This window comes from Micromonospora sp. NPDC049257 (genome assembly GCF_040678915.1).
GTDB classification, from domain to species: Bacteria; Actinomycetota; Actinomycetes; order Mycobacteriales; family Micromonosporaceae; genus Micromonospora; species Micromonospora antibiotica.
Genome location: NZ_JBFAQU010000001.1, coordinates 573011 through 598254 on the forward strand (window position 1 = coordinate 573011; position 25244 = coordinate 598254).

Here is a 25244-nt window from a genome sequence, read left to right on the forward strand (position 1 = left end):
CACCGACGATTCCCTCCGAGTAGGTTGCACACCGACGCCTACCGGAGGGAATCGTCGTGTCGTACCCGGATCAGGTGCCGGCCCGCCGGCCGGTCGTCGTCACCACGGCGGCGGCGCTGCTCGGGCTGATGGCGCTCGCCGCCGGGGTCTACGCCGTGACCACCCTGCTCGCCCTGGGCGGCACCGTCGACCGGTTCCGGGTGGCCGCCGCCGACACCGCCGCCGACCCGGGCGACGTCGACGGCGTGGTCCGACTGCTGCGGCTCGGCACGGTCGGCGCGGCGGTGCTGACGGTGCTGGTGGGGCTGCTGCTGGTCGGCCTCGCCGGTGGGCTGCTCGCCCGTCGTCGGGCGGCCCGGATCGGCGTCTGGGTGGTCTGCGGGCTGGGCCTGCTCACCGGTGGGTGCGCGCTCGCGGCGCTGGTCGGCCAGCGGGTCAGGCCGCTGCGGCTGGGCAGCGGGGACCAGGGCGTCGCCGACCTGTTCGGCACCCTCGACGACGCCTACCCGTCCTGGTGGGTGCCGGTGAACGCGGGGGTTTCGGTGGGCCAGGCCCTCGGCTACCTTGTGGTGGCCGTGCTGCTGGTGCTGCCGGCGGCGAGCACCTGGTTCGCCACCCGCCGCCCGATGGGCCCCGGCTCCGGGCCGCCCCCGTTCACCCCGGCGTCCGAGCCTGACCCCGGTGCCGTTCCGCCGGTGCCGCCGCCCCGTTGAGGAGCAACCGTGACCGCCGACCGACCGGCTCCGGGCCGCCGCGCGCTGATCACCGGTGCCACCGCCGGCATCGGTGAGTCGTTCGCCCGCCAACTCGCCGCCGAGGGCTGGGACCTGATCCTGGTGGCCCGGGACGCCACCCGGCTCGACGCGACCGCCGCCGAACTGACCGGCCGGTACGGCAACCAGGTCCAGGTCGTACCGGCCGATCTGTCCACCGACGACGGTTGCGCCCGGGTGGAACGGCGACTGACCACGGGCGACCCGGTGCACCTGTTGGTCAACAATGCCGGGCTCAGCCTCAGTCGGCCGTTTCTGCGTTCCACCGTCGCCGACGAGACCCAATTGCTCCGGTTGAATGTGCACGCGGTACTCCGGCTCACTCTCGCCGCGCTCGGGCCAATGATCGAACGCGGCGATGGGGCAGTGATAAATGTCTCTTCGGTTGCCGGGTTCGGCCCGGTGATGCCGGGCTCCACCTATCCAGCCAGCAAGGCATGGGTCACCAGCTTCAGCGAGTCGATCGGGCAATCCACCCGGGTGGCGGGCGTGCACGTGATGGCGCTCTGCCCCGGCTACACCCGCACCGGCTATCACGAGCGCACCGGCATCGACATGTCCGGCATGCCACGGTGGATCTGGCTGCGGGCCGACGACGTGGTCGCCGAAGCCCTGCGTGACCTGCGGAAAGGCAAAACGGTCAGCGTGCCGGACTGGAAGTACAAGCTGGCCGTCGCGAGCCTTCGACACGTACCGCGGCGGTTGTTGCGGGGTGCCTTCCGGGACCGGCGGGGGCAGCTCGATCCGGCCGGGGAGTGAGCGGGCGTCGGCGCGGTACGGCGCGCGGGCCGCCCGCTGTCCTGCGACAACTCTGCCCGTGCGATCGCGCAGCGTAGCCGTCCATCGCCAGTCATCGGTCGATCGGGTGACCGATCCGGGTGGGCCGCACACACGACCCACAGACTTGCGCAGTACCCTCTATCGGCATGGGGGACCACGACGACCTGCGTAAATTCATCACTGACCTGGCTGTGGTCCATGGCCGGGTCGTGCTCTCCTCGGGGCGGGAGGCGGAGTGGTACGTCGATCTGCGTCGCGTGACTCTCCATCACCGGGCCGCTCCCCTGGTCGGTCGGGTGATGCGGGAGCTGACCGCCGACTGGAATTACGACGCGGTCGGTGGGTTGACCCTGGGTGCCGATCCGATCGGCATCTCGATGTTGCACGCCGCCGCGGAGACCGATCGACCCCTGGACGCCTTCGTGGTCCGCAAGGCCGGCAAGGCGCATGGTCTCCAACGGCGGATCGAGGGTCCTGAGGTGGCCGGCCGGCGGGTACTGGCGGTGGAGGACACCTCGACGACGGGCGGCAGCGTGTTGACGGCCGTCGAAGCACTACGCGAGGCCGGGGCGGAGGTCGTGGGCGTGGCGGTTATCGTCGATCGTGGCGCCAGCGACGTCGTACGCGCCGCCGGACTGCCGTATCGGGCGGCCTTTACGTTGGCTGACCTCGGCCTTGTGGCGTGAAAATTTGCCGATTCGGATCTGCTGATATGCAGGCGGATCGATGCTGCTGGTGGAAGGATGGAATACGTGGGAACTGCGTTGGCTGAAATGACCATGCCTCAGATCTCGCCGCTTGCCGGCGAGCCGATCGAACGTGCCGACGCCGAGCGGCTGGCGGGGGTCCTCAAGGCCCTCGCCGACCCCGCTCGGCTGCGGCTGCTCAGCCTGATCCAGTCGGCGCCCGAGGGCGAAGCGTGCGTGTGTGACCTCACCGCGCCGCTCGGCCTCTCGCAGCCGACGGTCAGCCACCACCTCCGCATCCTCACCGAGGCCGGCTTGCTGGAGCGGGAGAAGCGTGGTGTGTGGGCCTACTACCGGCTGGTGCCGTCGGCGATCGCTACGATCGCCGACCTCCTCACGCCGCCGCGCAAGCGGGCCACCAAGAAGGCCCGCTGACTGCACCCGTCGCCCCCACCAGGGGGTGACGTCCGATGGCGTACCAGGGGTGGCGTCATCGGGTGGTGACGGTTCTCCGTCACCGGTCAGTTTGCTGATCCACCACCGTGCCCGCGGTGGCGTACGCGTATGCAACGGCCGGTCCTCTCCCCGAGGGCCGGCCGTTCGTCGTCCCGGCGTTCAGCGGTCCTGACCGTGCTCCGGGTACCGCCCACCGTCCTGCGGCGGCTGGGGCTGACCGTAGGTCTGCGGCGGGAACTGCTGGTCGCGGCCGTGCGGCTGGCCGGGCTGCCCACCGCCGTAGGGCTGCTGCTGCGTTTCACCGTGCTGCTGCCCGTGCTGCTGCGTTTCACCGTGCCGCTGCCCGTGGTGCGGGTGGTGGTGCTCGACGGCGTCCCGGACGGCCTCGACCGCCCCCACCGCGCTCGCGGCGGCGACCACCGCGACGGCCTCACCGCGTCGACGGGCCTTACGGTCGCGCAGGAACTCGAAGAAGATCGGCAGCACCGAGATCAGGATGATCAGCGCGACCACCGGCAGGATGTACCGGTCGATCTTGTCGCCGATGGCGTTGTAGATCTGGTCGGCGAGCAGGTAGCCGATCAGCAGGATGCCGTCGACCCAGAGGATCGCCCCGACGACGTTCCACAGGAGGAACTGCTTCGCCGGCATGCCGAGCGCACCCGCCACCGGGTTGAGGAACGTCCGCACGATCGGGATGAACCGGGCCAGCACCACGGCCTTGGCCGGGCCGAACTTCTGGAAGTAGAACTCCGCCTTCTCCACGTACTCCTTCTTGAAGAGTCGGGAGTTGGGGCGCTCGAACATCCGGCGGCCGTAGCGGGCCCCGAGCCAGTGCCCGAGCTGGGCCCCGACGATCGCGCAGATCGGCCCACCGATCAGCAGCCCGACCAGGGAGAGCCGGGTGCCGTCGCCGAACATCGCATCGGCCACCGGCGAGGCGGCGACCCCGGCCAGGAAGAGCAGCGAGTCGCCGGGGAAGAAGAACCCCACCAGCAGACCGGTCTCGGCGAAGAGGATCACCCACACGCCGACCAGTCCGAAGGTCTGGAGCAGATCCTTGGGGTCGAGCGGATTCAGCGCGACCGTCTCGGCGACCACCCGCGTCTTCTCACCTGTGTCCACGGCCACACACCATACCGAGCCCGCGAAGCGTCGGTCGCGGCACGCGCCCCTTCGACCGTGATCTCACCCCGGGCCCGCCCGGACGGGCCGCGACGCGGCCCCACCCAGGCCACGACGCGCCCGGGTCGGGCCACGACGCACACCCGCCCAGACCACCCGCGTCTGCTCAGGCCACGACGTGCGCCCGCTCAGGCCACGAAGTGCGACCGGCGGCGGCGGGCCGCCAGGTAGCTGCCGACCCCGGCCACCAGCAACAGACCACCGACGGTGGCCACCAGGCCGGTCGGGGAGCCGGTGATCGGCAACGAGCCGTCGTCGCCACCCTGACCACCCGAGGCGGGATTCACCAGGATCTTCGCGGTGTCGTTGCTCGGGTCGAGGTCCTTCGCGCCCACCGGGCCGTTGCTCAGCTCGACCTTGCCCGTCAGGGCGCCCGCCCGATCGATGCGGAACGAGAACGGCAGGGCGACCTTCCCACCCTTGCGGATGACGTCGTACTGGTAGCAGAGGTAGGCGCGGGCACCCGGCCGGCCGCCCTCCTCGTCCTGGATGTCGGCGTCGAGGCAGTTCTTGGGTGCCTTGACGGCGGTGACACCCTTCGGCACGGTCATCGTGACGACCGTGTAGAAGTCGCGACCGCCGTTGGACGACGAGGCCGGTCCCCGGTTGGTGTAACCGATCTTGACCGGCACGGTCTCGCCCACCCTGGCGGTGATCCGCACCTCGTCTGCCGCCAGGTCGGCCCGCTGGTTGCCGGTGACGGTCAACTCGACGGCGGTTTCGTTGTCGGTCGGCCTGACGTCGGTCTGTGCTGCCCGGGACGTGCCGCCGGGCAGGCGGGTACCGGTCGACTCCAGCCGCAGCACACCGCCGGTCCCCTGCTGGTCGAGCGTGTAGCTGGGCTGCGCGTCCGCCCAGTCCTGCGCGGTGAACCAGGTGGCGGTGCCGGGCTGGATGTTCGGCGCCGAGACGTCACGGGGCACGGTGACACCGAAGCCGCCGTCGACCCGGAGTGCCCGGCCCGGCGCGATCTCATCGTCGAAGGTGCAGGCGAACAGGTTCGGCGTGAAATGCACCAACCCACCCTTGCTGCCGTAACGGCAGTTCTGGTAGCGCTTCGACGGGGTGAGCCCGTACGCGGCCGAGACGAGGAGCACCACGCCCCGCGCGGTCTCCTTCCCCCGGTTGCCGACCGACAGGCTCATCGGCACCGTGGCACCGGGACCGCCGGTCAGCGTGACTGCGGGACCCGCCACCAGGTCGACCCCCTCGCCGATGAGAACGGTCGAGGCGGTGGTGCTCGTACCCGTCTGAGGGCTGGTCACGGTGATCCGGATGCGGCCCTCCTGACCCACCTCGGCCCCGGGGCGCGGCAGCACCGGGATCAGCAGCAGGTTCGACCTGTCGTTGTCGATGGCCGAGCAGGTCAGGACGGTGCCCTTGCGGGTGCAGGCACGGCTTGAGGGATTGCGTACGTCGGCGAAGGCCTCGACGGCGCCGAAGTCCACGGTGGCGGTGTACTCAAGCGGGAGCCGGTCGCCCAGCACGTTGAGGGACACGTCCTTGCCCGGACCGCCCGGGGCGAGGGTGATGTTGTTGGCGTAGGTGGTGAACCCGGCCACCGTGCCCACATCGGGGGAAGCTCCGGGGCTGGCGGGGGCGGCCGGGGCCGGAGCGGCGGAGGCGACGACGCACACGCCCACCACACCGAGTCCGGCCAGCCAACGACGCGTCGCGTGCTTGCGCATCAGTGGATCCTGTCCTGAGGAAGGGCTGGGGCGGTTGTCGCAGCCTACGGAATCAGTCCCGGTCGGGCCGCCCCGCGACGACGGGTGTCGGCGGAATGGACCGAACGGTCGTCGACTCCACCCAACGACCCGACCCACCCTGCGACCCGCCCTCTGCCCGACCCGACCCCCTGCCCGACCCGCCCTCTGCCCGACCCGACCCCCGGGCTGTCCGCCCTGGGCCGGGTTCGCTCACCCGGCCCGGGGCGGGCGGTCAGAGGCGTGGGTCGACCGGCTCCGACTCGCAGGCGAGGATCGCGAAGACCAGCGCGTGCCGACGCCACAGCGGGACGTCGGCGGCGTACCCGTCCAGGGCGGCCAGGCCGAGCGCGTGCTCGCGCAGCGCCAGCCCCCGCTTACGGCCCAGCGAGCGGCGACGCAACGCGGCGAGCTGGTCGGGAGCGGTGTAACCGGGGCCGTAGATGATCCGCAGGTACTCCCGGCCCCGGCACTTGATCCCCGGCTGCAGCAGCGAACCGCGTGCCGACCGGGCCGCCGGACCGGCGTACGGCTTGACCACCATCCCCTCGCCACCGGCCCCGGTCAGCGCCGACCACCACTCGGTGGCCGTCGCCACCGCCGCCTCGTCGGCCAGCTCCACCACCTGCCGTCGGGTCGGCGTGAAGAACTCCGGGTCGGCCGCGCAGAGCCGGTCGGCCAACGCCAGGTGCCAGCCGTGGTCCCGGTCGGTGAAGGTCACCGTCGCCCCGGCCAGCACCGCGAACGGCGCCAGGGTCACCCCGCGCAGCCCTTCGGTGGGGGCCACGTACGCCCGGTAGGCCGCCGAGTAACCCTCGATCTCCGCCCGGCGGGCCGCCATCCGGTCCCGCAGCGCGTCCACCGGCAACCCGCGGGCGCTCGCGGCCTCCAGCGCGGCCAACGCCGCCGGCACCGCCGCCCGGCCGGCCGCCCCGACCCCGGCATACTGCTCGCGGATCAGCCCGCCCGCCTTCGCCGACCAGGGCAGCAGCTCACAGTCCAGCAGCAGCCGGTCGGTGCCCAACTCGTCCCACAGCCCGGCCGTGCCGACCGCCGCCCGGACCCGGTCCAGCAGCTCCCCGTCCCACGGCGGGCCGAAGAACGGCCGGCCGGTGCGGGTGTGCACCACCCCGCCGCCGAACGGACCCGGTTCCCGTTCGACCAGCACCACCGCCCGGGAACCCATGTGCTTCTCCTCGCACACCACCCGCTGCACGCCGGCCGACCGGTAGTCGTCGAACGCCTGCGCCGGGTGTTCCAGGAACCCTGGCACGGTCGACGTCGAGCAGGGTGCCATCGTCGGCGGCAACCAGACCAACCGGCCCGGGTCCACCGCGAACCGGCTCATCACCTCCAGCGCGGCGGCGGCGTTCTCCGCCGGCACGGTCAGCGTGCCGTAGGCGTGCTCCAGGTGCCGCCGCCCGGTCACGTCGGCCAGGTCGAGCACCGTGTCCGGGCGGGTCGGGGTGCTGACCAGCGGCCGGGCCGGGGCGTACCACTCCCGCTGGGCGTCGACCGAGACCAGCTCCCGTTCCGGGTAGCGCAGCGCGGTGAGCTTCCCGCCGAAGACGCAACCGGTGTCCACGCAGATCGTGTTGTTGACCCATTCCGGCGTCGGGGTCGGGGTGTGCCCGTACACGACCGTGGCCGCACCCCGGTAGTCGCGCGCCCACGGGTAGCGCACCGGCAGGCCGTACTCGTCGACCTCGCCGGTGGTCTCGCCCCAGAGCGCGAACGAACGGACCCGGCCCGACGCGCGGCCGTGGTAGGCCTCCTTCAGGCCGGCGTGCGCCACCACCAGCCGGCCGCCGTCCAGCACGAAGTGGCTGACCAGGCCGTCGATGAAGGTCGCCACTCCGGCCACGAACGCCGGGTCCTCGGCGTCGAGCTGCGCCATCGTCTCGGCCAGGCCGTGGGTGAGCTTGACGTCCTGGCCACGCAGCTTGCGCAGCAGCTTGTGCTCGTGGTTGCCCGGCACGCAGATCGCGTGCCCGGCCGCCACCATGCCCATCACCAGGCGCAGCACGCCGGGGGAGTCCGGGCCGCGGTCCACCAGGTCACCCACGAAGACGGCGGTACGACCAGCCGGGGGCACCGCGTCCACCGGGCGACCCGCGTCGTCGCGGTGCAGCAGGTAACCCAGCCGCGTCAACAACGACTCCAGCTCCGCCCGGCACCCGTGCACGTCACCGACGACGTCGAACGGCCCGGTCAGCTCCCGCCGGTCGTTGAACAGCTTCTCCAGCCGGATCCGCGCGGCGTCGATCTCCTCGACCCCGCGCAGCACGTGCACTGTGCGGAACCCCTCCCGGGCCAACTGCCCGGACGACCGGCGCAGGTCACGTTGCATCCGGGCCAGCACCTGCCGGCCGTGCGTGCGGTCGGTGCGGGCCCGGGTCCGTTCCCAGGCCAGCGCCTCCGGCACGTCCAGCACGATCGCCACCGGCAGCACGTCGTGCTCCCGGGCCACCGCCACCAGCCCGGCGCGGGCGTGCGGCTGGAGGTTCGTCGCGTCGACCACGGTGAGCCGGCCCCGCCGCAGCCGCACCCCCGCCACGTGGTGCAGTGCCCCGAACGCGTCGGCGGAGGCGGACTGGTCGTTCTCGTCGTCGGCGACCATCGCCCGGAACGCGTCCGAGGCGAGCACCTGACTGGGCGCGAAGTGCCGGGCGGCGAAGGTGGACTTGCCCGAGCCGGAGACACCGACCAACGCCACCAGGGCCAGCTCGGGAATGTCGAGAGTGGTCATCGGGTCGCCTCCTGGCTGCCCACGGCGGTGAGGACGGCGAGCTGGGTGGGGTGGCCCAGCTCGGGGTCGTGGTCGCCGACCCCGCTGATCGTGGCCGTGTAGCCGTGCGCGGCGGCCACCCGGTCGACCCACGCCGCGAACTCGGCACGGGTCCACTCGAACCGGTGGTCGGGGTGCCGGAACCGACCCGCCGGCAGCCCCTCGTACCGCACGTTGTAGTCCGCGTTGGGGGTGGTCACCACGACCGTGCCCGGCCGGGCGTGACCCAGGACGGCATCCTCCAACGCGGGCAGCCGGGCCGGGTCCAGGTGCTCGACGACCTCCATCAGCACCGCCGCGTCATAGCCGCGCAACCGGTCGTCCCGGTAGGTCAACGCCGACTGCCACAGCCGGACCCGGTCCTGCTGCCGCTGGGGCAGCCGGTCCAGCCGCAGCCGACGGGCGGCCACGGTCAGCGCCTGGGGAGCGACGTCCACGCCCACCACCTCGGTGTAACGCCGGTCGGCGAGCAACGCGGTGAGCAGCGCACCGCCGCCACACCCCAGGTCCACCACCCGGCTCGCGCCGCTGGCCGCCAGCGCGGCGAGCACCGCCTCGCGCCGCCGCACCGCCAGGGACGCCCGCCCAGGGTCGGCGTCCGCCGGGCCGGTGGCCTCGTCGACACTGTCGTCCGGCACGGGTACGTCGGCCAGCCGCAACTCGGCCAGCCGGGCCATCGCCTGCCCGGCCAACGCCCGCCGGTGCGCCAGGTAACGCCGGGTGATCAACACCCGGTCCGGGTGGTCGGCCAACCAGCCCGCCCCGGCCCGCAGCAGCTTGTCGATCTCGTCCGGGGCGACCCAGTAGTGCTTGGCGTCGTCCAGCACCGGCAGCAGGACGTACAGGTGGTTGAGGGCGTCGGCGAGGCGGACCGTGCCGGTCAGGCAGAGGTCGACGTACCGGCTGTCACCCCATTCGGGGTGCTGTTCGTCGAGCGGGAGCGGGGCTGCGGTGACCGTCCAGCCGAGCGGGGCGAACAGGCGTACCGCCAGCTCCGCACCGCCCCGGCAACGCAGCACCGGCACCCGGATGCTCAGCGGGATCGCCGTGCCGGCCAGCTCCGGGCGGTCCCGGGACACCCCGCGCAGCGCGGAGCGGAACACCGTGGACAGCGCGGAGGACAGCAGGCTCGACGCGGCGTAGGCACGGTCGTTGACGTACTGCCCGAGGGTGAAACTCTCGGGGGTGGACGCCGCCCGCCGCCGCCCCACCCCGAGGCGCTGCGGATCGACCTCGACCAGCAGGGCGGCCGTGCACCGCTGCTCCGTCGCCTCCGGGTAGAACACGTGCGCGGTGCCCGCCGGCAGGTCGAACTCCTGCACCCGGTCGGGGTGCTTGACCAGTAGGAAACCGAGATCCGTCGCCGGCCGGTGGGTGGTGGTCAGGGTGAGCAGCACGCGCCCATGATCCCAGCGTGGCCGATCCGGCGTCGTCCTCATTTCCCCCGGGGCCGCAGCTCCCCGGGGCCGCAGCTCTCCGGGGCCGCAGCTGTCCGGGGCCGCAGCTCTCCGGGGCCGCAGCTCCCCGGGGCCGCAGCGGTCCGGGTGCGCGGGCGGCGAGGCGCAACGCCCGGCGGTCCGGCCCGGTCGGGTGCGCGGGCGGTGGAACGCGACGCCCCGCCGACCCGGGCGGGTCGACGGGGCGTCGAAGGTGCAGCGGAGATCAGGCCACGAAGCGGGTCCGGTGGCGGCGGGCCACCAGGTAGCCGGCGGCACCGGCGACGAGCAGCAGTGCGCCGACCCCACCGACCAGGGCCGTCGAGCTGCCGGTGATCGGGAGCGGGCCACCGTCACCGGCGCCCGCGCCCCCGTCACCCCCGCCGGGGCCGTCCGTGCCGCCGTCGGGGCCGGTCGCGTTGACGAGCAGCTTCGTGACGTCGTTGGCCGCGTTGGTGTCCTCGGTGAACCCGTCGCACGCGCACTTGGCGTTGATCGTCACGGTGCCTGCGGCGTCCGGGACCACCTTGTCGATCCGCAGGTCGAACGAGAAGGTCTGCTTCTCGTTCACGGCGAGGTAGGTGTCCGGGAGGCAGCGGTACGCCTTGGCGCCGGGCGTGCCGGCCTCCGACCAGTCCGCGTCGCCATCGTTGAAGGGCATGCAGGTGTCGGGCACCTCGACGGCGGTGGTGCCGGTCGGCACGACGACGTCCACCTTCGTGACGGGGGTGCCGCTACGGCTGAAGTCCAGCGACGCCGGTCCGTCGTTACGGACGCCGATGGTGGCATTGACCACCTCACCGGCCTTGCCCTTCACCGAGCTGCCGATCGCGGCCAGGTCCGTCCCGTTCTTACCGGTGGCCTTGACCACCACGCTGGACCAGTTGTTGTAGGGGTCGGTGTCGGACTGGAGACCCCGGCGGTTGCCGCCCTTGCCCAGGCTGAGTTCACCGCCGTCACCGGGCTTGCCGATCGAGATGTCCAGATGCGCCAGGTACGTCGTGAAGTCCTCGAACTCCGCCACCGTCATCCAGTTGTGGTAGCCGTAGCTGCGGCCCGGGGCGTAGGCGTCCTTGCCGAGCAGGTACGGGGCGTCAGCGGTCCAGCTCTCACCGGGAGCCGCGACGAGGTCGGTGAAGCTGCACGTGCGTAGCTGGTCACCCTCGTAGGTGCAGTTGCTGTACTTCTTGCCGGGGCGGATGGCCCGGTCGTGGTCGAAGACCGCCACGGCACCCTTGACGGTGCTCTGCCCGACGTTCTGCACCGTCAGCGGGGCGGTGAAACTCCCACCGGGGGCCGTGGACCGCGTCACCTCGGTGCCGCCGGCGAGGTCGACACCCTCCCCGACCCGGACCTTGGCGGTGTGGCTGGCCGACTTGGCACCGTCCGCGCTGACCGTCACCTTGAGGTCGCCGCTGTCGCCGTCCTGGGCGTCGGCGGTCGGTGCGATGACGACGTTGAAGTAGCCGCCGATGCCCCACTCATCGAGCTCGACCTCGAACGGGTCGGTGCAGACCAGGACGCCCTGCTGCGGCGAGGTGCAGTCACCGCTGCCCACGCTCTCCGGCTTGACCGTCACCTTTGCGCTGAGCCCGGCGAAGTCGTAGCGCACGCTCAGGCCGCGCAGGACGGCCGGCACGGAGCTGTGCAGCGTGGGCGAGTTCGTCTTGCCTTCGGAGCCGAGTGCGACGGTCGTGTCATCGAAGTAGATGCCAAGATTGACCTTTGCGCTCTCGGCCGACGCCGGGGTGGCCGAGGCGGCGACGAATGCTCCGGCCACGCTCAGCCCGGCGAGCCAGCGCCGGGTCGAGTGCTTGAGCATCATGGATTTCCTCCCGTGGGTGAGCAGCGAAGCCTGCGAATCCTATGGATCTCGCGCTTCCCGTGCTGCCCGTGCTGCCGCGCGGGTCCAGAGATGGGCCGAACGGCCGGCTGAACCGACACAACGGCCGGGTCGGGTCCGTGGACGGTTGCGGCGACCCGCCGGACCGGGTCGCCGACGGGACTCGGATGGTGGAGGAGGATCAGGCGACGAAGCGGGTCCTGTGACGGCGGGCCACCAGGTAGCCGCCGAGGCCGGCAATGAGCAGCCCCCCACCCAGCGCGGCGAGAGATGCGGCGGCGCTGCCGGTGATCGGCAGTGAACCGTCCCCGTCCGGTTCCCCACCGGCACTGCCGTCGGCGGCCGGCAGGAACACGATCTCCGCCCGGTCGTTGCGGTGATCGGTGTCACCGTCGAGGGCGGTGGTCACCGCCCCGGCGGTCCGTCGGGTCAGCCGGTCGACGCGCAGCGTCAATGCGTAGGAGAAGGTCTCCCCGGCATCGGCGAAGTCCCCGGGACCACCGCACCCGTAGGACCGGGCACCGGGCTCGCCTATGTCGCCACCGTTCCACTTCCCGTCGGTGACCGGGTAGCAATCCCAGACGATGTCGACCACCGTCAGGCCGTCCGGGATGTCGACCTGCACCAGGGGTTGTTCCCGCCACGTCTCCACGGTCGTCGGCCCCAGGTTGCGGAAGCCGATCGTCATCTTCACCCGGTCACCGACCCGCACCCGGGCCTCGTCGCCCACGGCGGCGGCGTCCGCCGTCCGGTCGCCGGTGATGGTCACCCGGACGTCGGTCCAGCTGTTCCGGACGGCGGGATCGGTCCGTGCCGCGGACGGTTGGGCGACCAGGCGCAGCTCGATGCCGTTGCCGGGAGTGTCGGGCGGTTTCGGGGCGGTCGGATCGTTCTCGACCAGCGCCCAGTCGTCGGTGGTCCACCACTGGAGCCGGTTGGTCAGCACCAGGCCGCTGCGGGCGATCCGGTTCACCCTGAACGGCAGCGGATCCGAGAGGCGGTAGGTGACGCCCGGTTCGAGTTCCGTGTCGAAACGGCAGACGAGCGGGGTGCCCTCCCTCCACCGGCAGTTGCGGAAGTTGTCGCGGTACGTCAACAGCCAGTCCGGATCCATGGTGAGCACGACACCGCGTTGGGGTCCGGGGCCGGCGTTGCGCACGGTGCCGGTGACGTCGAGCAGGTCGCCGGGTTCGACGCTCAGCTCCGCCTTCGGTGCGGTCTGCAGGTCGACCCCCTCGACGACGGTCACCGTGGTGGTCCGGGTGCCGCTGGCCGCGGACGACGTCACGTCGAAGCGAAGCTCGACCCGGGTGTCCAACGGCGCGTCGGACCGGGCGTCGATCTGGAAGAACAGGGTGGGAAACTCGTTCGACATGGCCGCCTTGCCTTTTTTGGCGGTGCAGCGCAGGTGCCTGTCGGGCTGGGCGCAACTCCAGCCGTCGCCCGAGGTGGTGAGGCGGCCGACCTTGTCTAGCTCGGACAGGTCCAGGCCGAGGTGGAAAGGCTCGCCCTCGGCAAGGTAGGTGATGTCGATGCGGACCTGACCCGAGGTGCCGTGCCCGGGGGCGACCAGCAGGTCCCGCGATTCGATCTTCACCGCGCCGGCTGCGGCCGGCGCGGCGGCGGAGACGAACGCGCCAACGGCCAGGGCGGGGGTGGCGGCCGTGCCGACGAACACGCCGACGGCGACGAATGTGGCGAACCAGCGCCGTAGGTGGTGCCGAAGCATGAGGACTACCTCCCGGCGGGTGACGGAAAGTGCTTAGCCTCTCACGCAGGTCACACTCCGCGTTGCCCCGCCACGCCGGGACGACGTCGGTCGGCCCGCACCGTCAGCGGTAGTCGTCCTCGTCGGCGGTGACCACCCGGGCCTGCTCCATCGCGTCCCAGTCGTCGACCTCCAGGCCCCGGTGCGGCTCCGCGTCGGTCTCGTCCGGACCGACCACGGCGGCCTGCTCGACCGCGTCGGCCGGCTCGGCCTCCAGGTCGCGTTCCTGCGGGTCGAGGTGGTCGCTCGGGGTGAAGTCCTCGTGGGGCTGACCCATCGTCCCTCCCTGGTGCCGGCGGCCTGTCCACCCCACCGTACGGGCTGGTGGCGCAGGTCGCCCGGTGGGCGCGGGAACGCGGGAACGTCCCACCGGGGACGTCGGGTGGTGTCAGGATGGGTCGGTGGGCTTCCTGATCCGACTGGTGATCACGGCGATCGCGCTGTGGGTCACCACGCTGATCGTGCCCGGGGTCGACGTCACCGGGCGCAACGGCGCGAACACCGCGCTCACCCTGCTGGTGGTGGCGCTGATCTTCGGCGTCGTCAACGCGGTCCTCAAGCCGGTGATCAAGGTGGTCGGCTGCGTGTTCTACCTGCTCACCCTCGGGTTGTTCGCGCTGGTGGTGAACGCCCTGCTGTTCATGCTGACCGATTGGCTCGCGCGCGCCCTCGACCTGCCGTTCCGGGTGGACGGTTTCTGGGCCGCCTTCTGGGGGGCCATCGTGATGGCCGTGGTGACCTGGTTGATCAGTGTCGCCGTACCGGACCGGTGGGAGCGCCGGTGAGCCGACCGGTGGACGGCCACCGGGGCGGTGGTGCCCGCCGTCGCCTCCTGCGGGATACTGCCGACGGTGGACAGCGCGGTCCGGCGCACCGATGGAAGTCAGCGGCCAGCGCGGCCGAGAGCGGTAAGTAAGGAGCTTTTCACATGCCCATCGCTTCCCCCGAGGCTTACGCGGAGATGCTGGACCGGGCCAAGGCCGGCCGGTACGCGTACCCCGCGATCAACGTGACCTCGTCGCAGACCCTGAACGCGGCGCTGAAGGGCTTCGCCGACGCGGAGAGCGACGGCATCATCCAGGTCTCCACCGGTGGTGCCGAGTACCTGTCCGGCCCGTCCGTCAAGGACATGGTGACCGGCGCCGTGGCGTTCGCCGCGTACGCGCACGAGGTGGCCAAGAAGTACCCGGTCAACATCGCGCTGCACACCGACCACTGCCCGAAGGACAAGCTGGACGGTTTCGTCCGGCCGCTGATGGCCATCTCCCAGGAGCGGGTGAAGGGCGGCCAGGAGCCGCTGTTCCAGTCGCACATGTGGGACGGCTCGGCCGTGCCGGTGGCGGAGAACCTGCAGATCGCCGCCCAGCTCCTCGACGAGGCCGCCAAGGGCAAGATCGTCCTGGAGATCGAGGTCGGCGTCGTCGGTGGCGAGGAGGACGGCGTCGAGAACGCCATCAACGACAAGCTCTACACCACCGTCGAGGACGGCCTGGCCATGGTCGAGGCGCTCGGCCTGGGTGAGAAGGGCCGCTACATGGCGGCGCTGACCTTCGGCAACGTGCACGGCGTCTACAAGCCGGGCAACGTCAAGCTCCGGCCGGAGATCCTCAACCAGATCCAGGAGGCGGTCGGCGCCAAGTACGGCAAGGACAAGCCGCTCAGCCTGGTCTTCCACGGCGGCTCCGGCTCGCTGCTGGAGGAGATCCGGGAGGCGCTCGACTACGGCGTGGTGAAGATGAACATCGACACCGACACCCAGTACGCGTTCACCCGGCCGGTCGCGGACCACATGCTCCGCAACTACGACGGCGTCCTCAAGATCGACGGCGAGGTCGGCAACAAGAAGCAGTACGACCCGCGTACCTGGGGCAAGCTGGCCGAGGCCGGTCTCGCCGCCCGGGTCATCGAGGCGTGCGAGCACCTGCGTTCCACCGGCACCCGGATGAAGTGACCCTGACGTACCCCGTCGACGGCCGGCTCCCCCACGGGAGCCGGCCGTCGCCGTCGGAGCCCGGCCACGACGGTGGCCGGGACGGCCGTCAGCCGGTCGCGGTGAGCACCCGGACGGCCTCGTGGACGTCGTCGGTGAGGTGGATGCTGGCGGACAGGTCACCGGCCGGCGACCCGGCGAACAGCGGGCGCAGCAGCGACTCGATCGGCAACTCCCGGGTCCAGTACGCCTGGTCGAGGAAGACGTACGCCCCGCTCGCGCCGTCCGTGCCGTAGTACGTCTTCGTCGCCGCCTGGAACACCTCCTGCACGGTGCCGGCCCGGCCGGGCGCGAAGACGATCCCGCCCCGGGCCAGCCGCAGGATGGTGTCCTCCCGGATGGCGTTGGAGAAGTACTTGGCGATCCGCCCGGCGAACAGGTTCGCCGGCTCGTGGCCGTACAACCAGGTGGGGATGGCCAGCCCGCCGGAGCGGGCCCAGTCCAGGCCGGGGCCGCGCTGCTGCGGCACGGTGGCGACGTAACGGTCCCGCACCGCCAGCGCGGCGGCCGTGTACCGGTCGTGATCGGTGAAGTCGGGGGCCACCGCCAGCAGGTCGATCGCGGTGTCCAACTCCCGCGCCGGCCAGGCCGCCAGGAACGCGCCCAGGTTGGCCGCCTCCATCACCCCGGGGCCGCCGCCGGTCACCACCAGCCGGTCGGCCCGCGCCAGCTCCCAGCCCAGCACCGCCGCCATCCGGTACGGCACACTGCCGCGCGGCACCGCGTGCCCACCCATCACCCCCACCACCGACTGCGGCCCGTGGGTGGCGAGCCAGGTCCGGGTCGCGTCGGCCAGGGCGTTGTCCACCCCGTGGTCGTGCAACCGCTGCCCGAGCGCCTCCTTCACGTCGGGCAGGGCGCCACCGTGGGCGCGGAAGTGCTCGTAGACCCGGGTGTCGTACATCCCGGCGAACCCGCCGTCGGCGAACCCCTCGGCCAGGTCGGTCGGGGTGTACAGGTGGGCCGGCTGGGTCGGGTAGGGCAGGCCGGAGAAGGGCGGCACCACGTTCGCCCCGCGCCGGACCAGGTCGGCCCCGACCTCCCGGCCGGCGAACCGGCAACCCACGAAGAGGGTCCCGGTCACCTCCGTGGCGGTCAGGTCCGGAACCGGATCGAGGTCGAGGCGCAGCCCCTGCACGGTCAACCCGGCGAGGCTGCCGGCGACCAGGTGCCTGTCGAACTCGGCCCGGGTCTCGATCTCGTCATGACTGGTGTCGTGCGGCGCGATGACGTCCGCAGGAGGTGGGGTCGGCACCCCGCCATCCTGCCCCCACCCCGCCACCCCCGCGCGGCGGCCGGGGCCGGCATCCGGCGGGCCGGGGCACCCGCCGCGCGGCGGCCGGGGCACCGACGACAGGAGCCCGGCGACCGAGGTCGCCGGGCTCCTGCGTAACCGGGTCCTGGGGAGGCTCCGGACCAATAGTTGTAGTGGAAAATATCTTCGTGCGGCATGGGCCGCAGGGCCGACCGGCGGGACCGCTGGGGTGGATCGTCCGAGCCGCGCGGGTCGCCGGTACGACCGCAGGGCCGGTACGGTTGGCCGAGGGTTCACCCGACGGGGTCCCGGGCGTGACGTAGACCTCCACCGTTCAGCCACCGTATGCGTCCGACCCCCTCGCGCGGTGCAGGGCGAAGCGGGTTGAATGGGGCGATGCAGAACCTGTTGCCTGAGCCTCCGGCCACCCTCCTGCCCGCGCACGACGACGCGGACGCCGCGCTGGCCACCGCCGCCGAGCACGGCACCGACGAGGCGTATGCCGAGGTCGCGGCCCGCTTTCCCACCCACAGCGCGGCCTGGGCGGCCCTGGCCACCCGTGCCCTCGACGGCGGTCAGGTGATCGCCGCGTACGCGTACGCCCGCACCGGCTACCACCGTGGCCTGGACCAGTTGCGGCGCAGCGGCTGGAAGGGGCACGGCCCGGTCCCGTGGTCGCACGCCCCGAACCAGGGCTTCCTGCGCTGCCTCTACGTCCTGTCCCGGGCCGCCGGGGAGATCGGCGAGGCGGACGAGGCCGCCCGGTGCGCCCAGTTCCTCCGCGACTGCGACCCGGCGGCCGGGGACGCCCTCGCCGGCGCCTGACCGTCCGGTCGACGCCGGCCCGCCCCGGACGGTCCGTTCGGGGTGGGCCGGTGCCGACGGTCGCGGGGCCGCTCAGAGCCCCTCGGCCACCGCTGCGGCGATCTTCAGCCAGGCGTCCCGGGTGGCCGAGGAGAGCCCGCCGTACCGGATCGGCTCACCGGTGTCGATCAGCCGCTCGTACGGTGCGAGCAGCACCGCCCTGGTCCGGGCGGCGAAGTGTTCCTGGATGGCCGGCAGGTCGATCTCCTTGCGCGACGGCGGCATCGACACCACCGTCACCGCCTGCCGGACGAGCCGGTGCCGGCCGCTCTGTTCCAGGTGGTCGAGCATCCGGGCGGCCGTCTCCGCCGAGTCGTTCCGGGCCGACATGGTGACCACCAACTGGTCGGTGGCGTCCATCGCGGCCTGCCAGTTCTGCGCCCGGACGTTGTTCCCGGTGTCCACGAAGATCAGCTTGTAGAACCGGCTCACCACCTCGCGGATCTCGGCGAACGCCGCCGCCGTCAGCATCTCGCCCCCGGTGGCCGACTCGTCCGAGGCGAGCACGTCGAACATCCCCTCGCCCTGCGAGCGGACGTACTGCGACAGGTCCCCGATCCGGCCGTGCGGCCCCTGGAATTGCCCGAGGTCACGCAGCATGTCCCGGACCGTCCGGGAGTGGAAGTCCTGCTGCGCCCGCATCCCCAGGGTGCCCTGGGTCTCGTTGTTGTCCCAGGCCAGCACGTAACCGCCGCGCTTCTGCCCGAAGGTCATGGCGAGCAGCAGGATGGCCACCGTCTTCCCGGCGCCGCCCTTGGGGTTGACCACGGTCACCTGGCGCAGCCCGCCGAAGTTGCGGCGCACCATCTCGATGTCCCGCTTCACCTCCTGCTCGTGCTGCCCCGGTGGGAGTTTCACCAGGCCGATCCGGTTGACCACGGCCCGTACGCCCATCGTGGCGATCGGTTCGGCCGGCCGGATCTGCCGACGGCGGGCGAAGTCCTCGGCGGTCGGCGCGATCCCGCTGTCCGGTGACCAGCCCAGCTCCGGGTAGCCCGCCGGGTCGGGATAGGCCGCCGGGGGCCCGGCGGCCGGTGCCGTCCCGGCCGGCGGGGGCTGCTCCGGCCACGACGACCGGTGCCACCCGCCGGGCACCTGCGGTCCGGGCAGCAGACCGGATTCCCCGGGACCCGTCACCCCGGGCCGGATCGGTCCGGGAGTTGCGGGTCCGGTCGGCCCGGGGCCGTGGGCGGCGGGTCCGGGGCCGTGGGCGGCGGGTCCGGGGCCGTGGGCGGCGGGTCCGGGAGTTGCGGGTCCGGTCGACCCTTGGCCGTGGGTGGCCGGTCCGGGCGTGGCCGGCGCGGAGGCGATCGGGTCGAGCGCGCCCGGACCGGCCTCCTCCGCCGCGTGGCGCTCCGGCCCGAGGCGTTCCGGGCCGGGATAGGTCGGGCCGGGATGGGGCGGGCTGAGGTGCTCCTGGCCGGGATAGGTCGGACTGAGGTGCTCCGGCTCGGGGAAGGTCGGGCTGAGGTGCTCCGGGTCGGGGTGGGCCGGATCGGATGCGGCGGTGTGGCCGGGTCCGGGTCCGGTGGGGCCGAAATCCGCGTCGGGGGCGGTGGGCCTCGGCGGCGGTCCGGCAGCGGTCGGGGCCGACTCCTCGACGCCGACCGCGAGTCGCTGGGGCGGCAGCGCCCAGGGCGACTCGCCTCGGCCTGCGGGCTGGGCCGGCACCGCCGCCACGACTGCCGCCGCCTCCGGTCCGGGCTCCTGGACCGGGGCGGATCTCGGCCGCTGGAGGGGCCCGAACCTGCCGAGATTCCACTCGGTCGGGTCAGTGCCGTGCGCCACGACGGTCGCGTTACGCGCCGGGGACGGCGGGGCGGGGTGGGGTGGGCCGTCGGGCGGGTCCGTGGGCGCCGACGGAGCTGCCCCCCGGGCCGGGCCGGGCGGCGGCACCGGTGGGCCGGCGAGCGACGGGTCCAGCGAGAAGGGCAGGTCGATGTCCACCCGCCCGGCCCGGCCCGTCGCCGCCCGCCCGGGTGGGTCGTCGTACCCCGGGGGGTCGTCGTACCTCGGGGGGAGGGCGGGGGTGGGGGTCGGTTCCGGGTGGGCGGGCGTCCAACCGTCACCGGGTGGGGCCCAACCACCGTCGGCCGGCGTCGGAGTCACCTCCGCCGCGAGCGACGGGTACGCCGTCGGCGGAAAGACCGGCGGGGGTTCACCGGCCCAGTGCGGCACCGGTTCGGTCGGGTCGGGCGGCCAGAGCGGTTCGATGTCCCGCTCCGGCACCGGCGGCTGGCCGGGCAGTCCTGCCCGGTCGGCGTTGTCGTCCACCACGGCTCCTCCCCATTCCTCCCGCCGAGGATAGGCCGTCCCGTTGCCGTCACGCCGGGTGACGGACGCGGGTGGGTGGTCAGCCCGTGAAGACCGCCCAGGCCCCAGGCTCGGTCCACCAGGAACGCTTCCGGCTCAACTCGCCCTCGACCCCGTCGTCGAGGAACGGCACCCGTTCGTCACGGGGGATCACGGCCACCGCCCGGCCCCGGGCCCGACGTACCTCGTAGCGGATCTTCTTCTTCCTACCCAACGTGGAGCGGGTCGGCACGGGAACGGCCACCGCGACCTCCACCAGACCGTCGGTCGGGTCGCCGGCGGTGAGCAGCGGCAGCGAGTCGAGGGTGGCGTACCCGCCGGCGTTGCCGATCGCGCAGGCCAGGATCGGGTCCGCGCCGTCGGTGAGCACCGCGTCGTCCACCTCGACCCGACCACGCCAGTGCAGCGGCCGGCCCGAGTCGTCGGCCGCGCCGAGCAACGCGCCGTCCAGGGTCACCGAACCGCCGTCGTTGCGCAGCAGGTCGAGCCGGCGTACCCCGCCGTCGAGCACGGCCGCCGCCACCGCCGCCGGGTCCCGGGGCAGGCCGAGCTGCGCGGCCAGATCCCGGTGCGGGCCACCCCGGGCCGGATCGAGCGGGAGTACGCCGATCGGCGGCAGATCAGGCACCGTACGGTTGCCGGCCAACTCGGCGGGGCGACGGCTCGGCGGTGGGGCGTACCGGCGGACCAGGCGGCGCACGACGGCGCGCAACTGGGCGTCGGTGGCGGTGGCGACGACCAGCCGGACCTTGCTGTCCGGGTCGGGCCAGGTGAGGCCGTCGGGGCGGGCCGGGGCGTCCAGCCGGGCCAGCACCTCGTCGACCTCGGCGTCGGAACGGGCGACGACCGTCTCCACCCGGGCACCCCGGGCGGTCAACGCGTCCGCACAGGCCAGCACCGGCACCCGGGGCGTCTCGCAGCGCCCCTGCTCCGTCCCGTGCCCACCGGCCCCGGTCTGCTCGTGCCCACCGGCCCCGGTCTGCTCGTGCCCACCGGCCCCGGTCTGCTCGTGCCCACCGGCCCCGGTCTGCTCGTGCCCACCGGTCGGACGGCCCGTGGGGGTCTGCCCGGCGGTCGGGTCGGTCCGTTCTCCGGCCGGTTGCCCGGCGGCCTGCGGAGCACCGCCGCAGCAGCCGTCGCCGCTGCCGCAGCCCCCACCGGGAGCGTCCCGCTCCGAGCCGAGGGTGAGCAGCACCACGTCGTACAAACCGGGCCTCCTGACCTTCGACGCGAACCCCTGCTGGCCACGCCGTTCCTACTTGTTAGCCTGACACCCCGGGCTCGCCAACCGGTCGCCACCTGGCACCCGAGCCTTCTGGAGGCGGAAAAGATGCCAGCGATCGTGCTCATCGGTGCTCAGTGGGGCGACGAGGGCAAGGGCAAGGTTACCGACCTGCTGGGTGAGCGGGTCGACTACGTCGTGCGCTACTCCGGCGGCAACAACGCCGGCCACACCGTGATCACCCCGGACGGGCAGAAGTACGCGCTGCACCTGATGCCGTCAGGTGCGCTCTCCCCGAGCGCCATGATCGTCATCGGCAACGGGGTGGTGGTCGATCCGAAGGTGCTGCTCGCCGAGATCGACGGGCTTGCCGAGCGCGGGGTGGACGTGTCCCGGCTGAGGATCTCCGGCGACGCGCACCTGATCATGCCGCACCACCGGGCGCTGGACCGGGTGGTGGAGCGCTACCTCGGGTCCGCCCGGATCGGCACCACCGGGCGCGGCATCGGCCCGGCCTACGGCGACAAGGTCGCCCGGATGGGCATCCGGCTCCAGGACCTGCTCGACCCGGGCATCCTGCGCAAGAAGCTGGAACTCGCGCTGCGTGAGAAGAACCAGCTGCTGTTCAAGGTCTACAACCGCAAGGCGATCGACGTCGAGGAGACCGTCGAGGAGTACCTGCGGTACGCGGAGCGGCTGCGGCCGTACATCGCCGAGACCCGGGTGATGCTCTGGGACGCCCTCGACCGGGGCGAGACGGTGCTGCTGGAGGGTGCCCAGGCCACCATGCTCGACATGGACCACGGCACGTACCCCTTCGTCACCTCGTCGAACCCGACGGCCGGTGGGGCGTGCGTGGGTGCGGGCATCCCGCCGACCGCGATCACCGGGGTCATCGCGGTGAGCAAGGCGTACACCACCCGGGTGGGGTCCGGTCCGTTCCCGACCGAGCTGTTCGACGACAACGGCCAGCACCTGCGCAAGGTCGGCCACGAATACGGCACCACCACCGGCCGGGAACGCCGCTGCGGCTGGTTCGACGCCGTCGTCGCCCGGTACTCCTGCCGCCTCAACGGCGTCACCGACCTGGTGATCACCAAGCTGGACGTGCTCACCGGCCTGCCCAAGGTCCCGCTCTGCATCGGGTACGAGATCAACGGCGAACGCTTCGACGACATGCCGATGACCCAGACCGACTTCCACCACGCCACCCCCATCTACGAAGAGCACGACGGTTGGTGGGAGGACATCAGCAAGGCCCGCACCGAGGACGAGCTGCCGGACAACGCCCGCCGCTACATCGCCCGCATCGAGGAACTCACCGGCACCCGCGTCAGCGTGGTGGGCGTGGGCCCCGGCCGCGAGGAAAACGTCGTCCGCCACCCCCTCCTCCCCTAACCCCGCCCCTCCCTCCCTCCCCCGCCCTCCCCCCGTCGCGGTCCTGCTCTGCCCCCGGTGATCAAGAGGTTTGCGTCACGGATTCGCCTTTCGTTGACGTAAAGCTCTTGATCACCTGTGGAAACCCGGGGGTTGTCCACAGGTTTATCCACAGGGGTGGAAGTGGGGGTGGGTGGGGCGTGAGGGTGGCGGGGTGATGCCGCTCGAAACTCTCCGTCGGATCGCCCTCAGGCAGGACGGGATGGTCACCACGACGCAGGCCCTCGCGGCCGGGCTGACCCGGGACCATGTCCGGCAGCTCTGCCGCTCCGGCCGGTGGACGCGCCTGTCCCGTGGTTGTTACGCACCCACCGGGCGGCCACCGGACGCGGTCGCCCGGCGGGCCCGCATCCGGGCGGCAGTGACGAGCCTCGGCCCTGACGCCTTCGCCGTCCTCGACAGCGCCCTCCTGCTGCACGACATCGCCGGGCCACGCCGACCCGCGGTCCACGTCTCGGTGCCGGTGGACCGACCCCGACCGCAACGGCACACCGACCCCACGCTCGTCGTCCACCAGTTCACTGTGGCCCCGGGCGACCTCGCCGAGGTGGATGGCATCCTCACGACCTCGCCGTTGCGCACCGTGACGGACATGATTCTCCGGCTCGACCGGTACCCGGCGGTGTCCGTGCTCGACTCGGCACTGAACCGCGGACTCGTCACCCCGGAGGACCTGGCCAGCGCACCGACGCTCATCCGGGGCCGGCGAGGTGCCCCGGCGGCCCGCAGTCACCTCGCCGAGGTGGACGGACGCGCCCAGTCACCACTGGAGACCTGGTCACGCTTGCGTTGCGTGGACGGTGGAGTCCCGCCCGACACCCTGCAACAGGAGGTCCGGGACGAGGACGGGCACCTGCTCGGCATCGGTGACCTCGGCTGGCGGGCCGCGCGGCTGATCGCCGAGGCCGACGGTGCCGCCCCGCACGGCACCCCCGAGGCACTCTTCGCCGACCGTCGTCGACAGAACCGTCTGATCAACGCGGGGTGGCGGATCCTCCGCTTCACCTGGTCCGACGCGCTCCGCCCGGACTACATTCCCCACACCGTCCGCCAGGCCATGTCCCTCACCCGCACCCCGCCCCACCCCGAATCCCCACACTGACCCCGTCCCACACCGGATTCCACCCACCCCGCCGGGCCCCCACCCCACCCCGCTGCCCTCACCCGGCCCCACCCGCCCTAGCCGGTGATCAAGAGGTTTGCGTCAGCCGATCAAGAGGTTTGCGTCAAAGTTGATCTCCAATCTGACGCAAACCTCTTGATCACCGGGGCGAGGCGGGGGTGAGGTGGCGGCGAGGCGGGGGTGAGGTGGGGGCCGGGGTGGGGGCGAGGCGGGGGTGAGGTGGAGGCGGGGCGGGGCGGGGGCGGGAGTGGGGCGGGTGGGGGCGAGGCACGGTGGGGTGGGGGTGGGGTGGGTAGGATTCGTCGCCGTGCGCGTACTTCTTCTGGGTGGTGGCGGGCGGGAGCATGCGCTCGCGCTGGGGTTGGTCGAGGATCCGGCGGTCGAGGTCCTGTTCGCGGCACCCGGTAACCCGGGGATCGCGGGTGTGGCGGAGCTGCGGCAGGTCGATGCCGTCGATCCCGCCGCGGTGGCCGGGTTGGCGGTGGAGGTCGGTGCCGACCTGGTGGTGATCGGGCCGGAGGCCCCGCTTGTCGCCGGGGTGGCCGACGCGGTACGCGCCAAGGGCGTCCCCGTGTTCGGTCCGTCGGCCGAGGCGGCCCGGCTGGAGGGTTCCAAGACCTTCGCCAAGGAGATCATGACGGCGGCCGGGGTGCCGACCGCCCGCGCGTACACCTGCACGGATGCGGAGAGCGTCGGGCGGGCGCTGGACGAGTTCGGCACGCCGTACGTGGTGAAGGACGACGGGCTGGCCGCCGGCAAGGGCGTGGTGGTCACCGACGACCGGGACGTCGCGTTGCGGCACGCGCAGGAGTGCGGCCGGGTGGTGATCGAGGAGTACCTGTCCGGGCCCGAGGTCTCCCTGTTCGTGGTGACCGACGGTGAGGCGGCCCTGCCGTTGTTGCCGGCGCAGGATTTCAAGCGGGTCGGCGACGGCGATGCCGGTCCGAACACCGGCGGCATGGGGGCGTACGCGCCGCTGCCGTGGGCACCGCCGGGCCTGGTCGACGAGGTGCTGGCCGACGTGGTCCACCCGACGCTTGCCGAGATGCGCCGCCGGGGCACCCCGTTCGCCGGTCTGCTCTATGTCGGGTTGGCGCTGACCGCCGCCGGCCCCCGGGTGATCGAGTTCAATGCCCGCTTCGGTGACCCGGAGACCCAGGTGGTGCTGGCGTTGCTGCAGACCCCGCTCGGTGGGCTACTGCACGCCGCCGCGACGGGCACGCTGGCCGCGCACCCGCCGCTGCGGTGGCGCGACGGTGCGGCCGTCACCGTGGTGGTGGCCGCCGAGGGTTACCCGGCGACCCCACGTACCGGTGACGTGATCACCGGTGCCGACCACCCGGGCGTCATTCACGCCGGCACCGCCCGCCGGGCCGCCGACGGCGCGTTGGTCTCCGCCGGCGGCCGAGTCCTCTGCGGTACGGCCACCGGCCCGGACCTGACCGCCGCCCGCGATGCCGCCTACGCCCTGGTACGCGGCATCGAGTTGGCCGGCTCGCACCACCGCAACGACATCGCCGCCACCGCGATCGACGGCCGGATCACCGTCCCGGACTGACCACAGCCGGGGCGGCTGCCCCAGCGCCCGCCCGACGCCGGGCGCGATGGATCGTGCCCGG

General features: G+C 72.6%; 19 protein-coding genes and 1 pseudogene. 10 read left to right on the forward strand and 10 right to left on the reverse strand.

Annotated elements, in window-relative coordinates; translation table 11 throughout:
- Positions 1-56 precede the first annotated feature (56 nt).
- The 4 genes from AB0K25_RS02550 (at position 57) to AB0K25_RS02565 (ending at position 2674) form a co-directional block, all read left to right on the forward strand.
- Entirely contained in the window at positions 57-713 is a 657-nt protein-coding gene (locus AB0K25_RS02550) for a hypothetical protein (RefSeq protein ID WP_363817936.1), read from the forward strand.
- A 9-nt stretch (positions 714-722) separates the two neighbouring features.
- A complete protein-coding gene (locus tag AB0K25_RS02555; protein ID WP_219465541.1) occupies positions 723-1532 on the forward strand; it encodes an SDR family oxidoreductase in 810 nt (269 codons plus the stop codon).
- Positions 1533-1699: 167 nt separating this feature from the next.
- Positions 1700-2239, forward strand: coding sequence for an orotate phosphoribosyltransferase (gene pyrE, locus AB0K25_RS02560; protein WP_091252187.1), 540 nt, complete (start codon positions 1700-1702; stop codon positions 2237-2239).
- 57 nt (positions 2240-2296) lie between these two features.
- Entirely contained in the window at positions 2297-2674 is a 378-nt protein-coding gene (locus AB0K25_RS02565) for a metalloregulator ArsR/SmtB family transcription factor (RefSeq protein WP_007454255.1), read from the forward strand.
- Between the two features lie 363 nt (positions 2675-3037).
- Here the strand turns inward: AB0K25_RS02565 and AB0K25_RS02570 are convergent.
- From AB0K25_RS02570 to AB0K25_RS02600, 7 genes and pseudogenes are all read right to left on the reverse strand, one after another.
- Positions 3038-3826 (reverse strand): annotated as a pseudogene (locus tag AB0K25_RS02570) (DedA family protein); the annotation flags it as partial.
- 182 nt (positions 3827-4008) lie between these two features.
- Positions 4009-5568 carry an LPXTG cell wall anchor domain-containing protein gene (locus AB0K25_RS02575; protein ID WP_363817941.1) on the reverse strand — a complete coding sequence of 520 codons (1560 nt, stop codon included), beginning with the start codon at positions 5566-5568 and terminating at the stop codon, positions 4009-4011.
- A 253-nt stretch (positions 5569-5821) separates the two neighbouring features.
- Complete coding sequence (locus AB0K25_RS02580; RefSeq protein WP_363817944.1) at positions 5822-8335, reverse strand: polynucleotide kinase-phosphatase; 2514 nt, start codon at positions 8333-8335, stop codon at positions 5822-5824.
- Positions 8332-9771 carry a 3' terminal RNA ribose 2'-O-methyltransferase Hen1 gene (locus tag AB0K25_RS02585; protein WP_363817947.1) on the reverse strand — a complete coding sequence of 480 codons (1440 nt, stop codon included), beginning with the start codon at positions 9769-9771 and terminating at the stop codon, positions 8332-8334. The genes AB0K25_RS02580 and AB0K25_RS02585 overlap by 4 nt, the downstream gene beginning before the upstream one ends.
- A 265-nt stretch (positions 9772-10036) precedes the next feature.
- Positions 10037-11635: an LPXTG cell wall anchor domain-containing protein gene (locus AB0K25_RS02590; protein WP_363817950.1), complete on the reverse strand. Its 1599-nt coding sequence runs from the start codon at positions 11633-11635 to the stop codon at positions 10037-10039.
- A 199-nt stretch (positions 11636-11834) separates the two neighbouring features.
- Complete coding sequence (locus tag AB0K25_RS02595) at positions 11835-13382, reverse strand: LPXTG cell wall anchor domain-containing protein (RefSeq protein ID WP_219465548.1); 1548 nt, start codon at positions 13380-13382, stop codon at positions 11835-11837.
- A 103-nt stretch (positions 13383-13485) separates the two neighbouring features.
- Positions 13486-13698 (reverse strand): hypothetical protein, encoded by a 213-nt coding sequence (locus AB0K25_RS02600; protein WP_219465549.1) that lies wholly within the window; start codon positions 13696-13698, stop codon positions 13486-13488.
- A gap of 124 nt (positions 13699-13822) precedes the next feature.
- On the opposite strand from AB0K25_RS02600, the gene AB0K25_RS02605 reads away from it, so the two are divergent.
- Together AB0K25_RS02605 and fbaA are read left to right on the forward strand one after the other, a co-directional pair.
- Complete coding sequence (locus AB0K25_RS02605) at positions 13823-14206, forward strand: phage holin family protein (protein WP_208565315.1); 384 nt, start codon at positions 13823-13825, stop codon at positions 14204-14206.
- 143 nt (positions 14207-14349) lie between these two features.
- Positions 14350-15372 carry a class II fructose-bisphosphate aldolase gene (gene fbaA / locus AB0K25_RS02610; protein WP_208565316.1) on the forward strand — a complete coding sequence of 341 codons (1023 nt, stop codon included), beginning with the start codon at positions 14350-14352 and terminating at the stop codon, positions 15370-15372.
- An 88-nt stretch (positions 15373-15460) separates the two neighbouring features.
- Here the strand turns inward: fbaA and AB0K25_RS02615 are convergent, their stop codons facing one another.
- On the reverse strand, positions 15461-16666 hold the full coding sequence (locus AB0K25_RS02615) for a hypothetical protein (protein WP_208565317.1): 1206 nt from the start codon (positions 16664-16666) through the stop codon (positions 15461-15463).
- 396 nt (positions 16667-17062) lie between these two features.
- Here AB0K25_RS02615 and AB0K25_RS02620 point away from each other — a divergent pair, with 396 nt between their 5' ends.
- A complete protein-coding gene (locus AB0K25_RS02620) occupies positions 17063-17491 on the forward strand; it encodes a DUF3151 domain-containing protein (protein WP_219465550.1) in 429 nt (142 codons plus the stop codon).
- A gap of 72 nt (positions 17492-17563) precedes the next feature.
- On the opposite strand, the gene AB0K25_RS02625 is transcribed toward AB0K25_RS02620, so the two are convergent.
- Entirely contained in the window at positions 17564-19807 is a 2244-nt protein-coding gene (locus AB0K25_RS02625; protein WP_363817955.1) for a chromosome partitioning protein, read from the reverse strand.
- Positions 19808-19883: 76 nt separating this feature from the next.
- Entirely contained in the window at positions 19884-21050 is a 1167-nt protein-coding gene (locus AB0K25_RS02630; RefSeq protein WP_363817958.1) for a hypothetical protein, read from the reverse strand.
- Positions 21051-21173: 123 nt separating this feature from the next.
- Here AB0K25_RS02630 and AB0K25_RS02635 point away from each other — a divergent pair, with 123 nt between their 5' ends.
- The 3 genes from AB0K25_RS02635 to purD all read left to right on the forward strand — a co-directional run bounded on the left by AB0K25_RS02635 (position 21174) and on the right by purD (position 25183).
- Positions 21174-22463, forward strand: a complete 1290-nt coding sequence (locus AB0K25_RS02635) for an adenylosuccinate synthase (protein WP_208565321.1) — start codon at positions 21174-21176, stop codon at positions 22461-22463.
- A gap of 196 nt (positions 22464-22659) precedes the next feature.
- Entirely contained in the window at positions 22660-23604 is a 945-nt protein-coding gene (locus AB0K25_RS02640) for a type IV toxin-antitoxin system AbiEi family antitoxin domain-containing protein (RefSeq protein WP_357532815.1), read from the forward strand.
- Between the two features lie 328 nt (positions 23605-23932).
- Positions 23933-25183: a phosphoribosylamine--glycine ligase gene (gene purD / locus AB0K25_RS02645; RefSeq protein WP_219465558.1), complete on the forward strand. Its 1251-nt coding sequence runs from the start codon at positions 23933-23935 to the stop codon at positions 25181-25183.
- Positions 25184-25244 lie beyond the last annotated feature (61 nt).

Coding starts and splice junctions, on each gene's coding strand:
- AB0K25_RS02580 (WP_363817944.1), bottom strand. CDS start 8,335: ATGACCACTCTCGACATTCCCGAGCTGGCCCTGGTGGCGTTGGTCGGT.
- AB0K25_RS02590 (WP_363817950.1), bottom strand. CDS start 11,635: ATGATGCTCAAGCACTCGACCCGGCGCTGGCTCGCCGGGCTGAGCGTG.
- AB0K25_RS02595 (WP_219465548.1), bottom strand. CDS start 13,382: ATGCTTCGGCACCACCTACGGCGCTGGTTCGCCACATTCGTCGCCGTC.
- AB0K25_RS02640 (WP_357532815.1), top strand. CDS start 22,660: ATGCCGCTCGAAACTCTCCGTCGGATCGCCCTCAGGCAGGACGGGATG.
- AB0K25_RS02620 (WP_219465550.1), top strand. CDS start 17,063: ATGCAGAACCTGTTGCCTGAGCCTCCGGCCACCCTCCTGCCCGCGCAC.
- AB0K25_RS02635 (WP_208565321.1), top strand. CDS start 21,174: ATGCCAGCGATCGTGCTCATCGGTGCTCAGTGGGGCGACGAGGGCAAG.
- AB0K25_RS02575 (WP_363817941.1), bottom strand. CDS start 5,568: ATGCGCAAGCACGCGACGCGTCGTTGGCTGGCCGGACTCGGTGTGGTG.
- AB0K25_RS02600 (WP_219465549.1), bottom strand. CDS start 13,698: ATGGGTCAGCCCCACGAGGACTTCACCCCGAGCGACCACCTCGACCCG.
- AB0K25_RS02565 (WP_007454255.1), top strand. CDS start 2,297: ATGGAATACGTGGGAACTGCGTTGGCTGAAATGACCATGCCTCAGATC.
- pyrE (WP_091252187.1), top strand. CDS start 1,700: ATGGGGGACCACGACGACCTGCGTAAATTCATCACTGACCTGGCTGTG.
- fbaA (WP_208565316.1), top strand. CDS start 14,350: ATGCCCATCGCTTCCCCCGAGGCTTACGCGGAGATGCTGGACCGGGCC.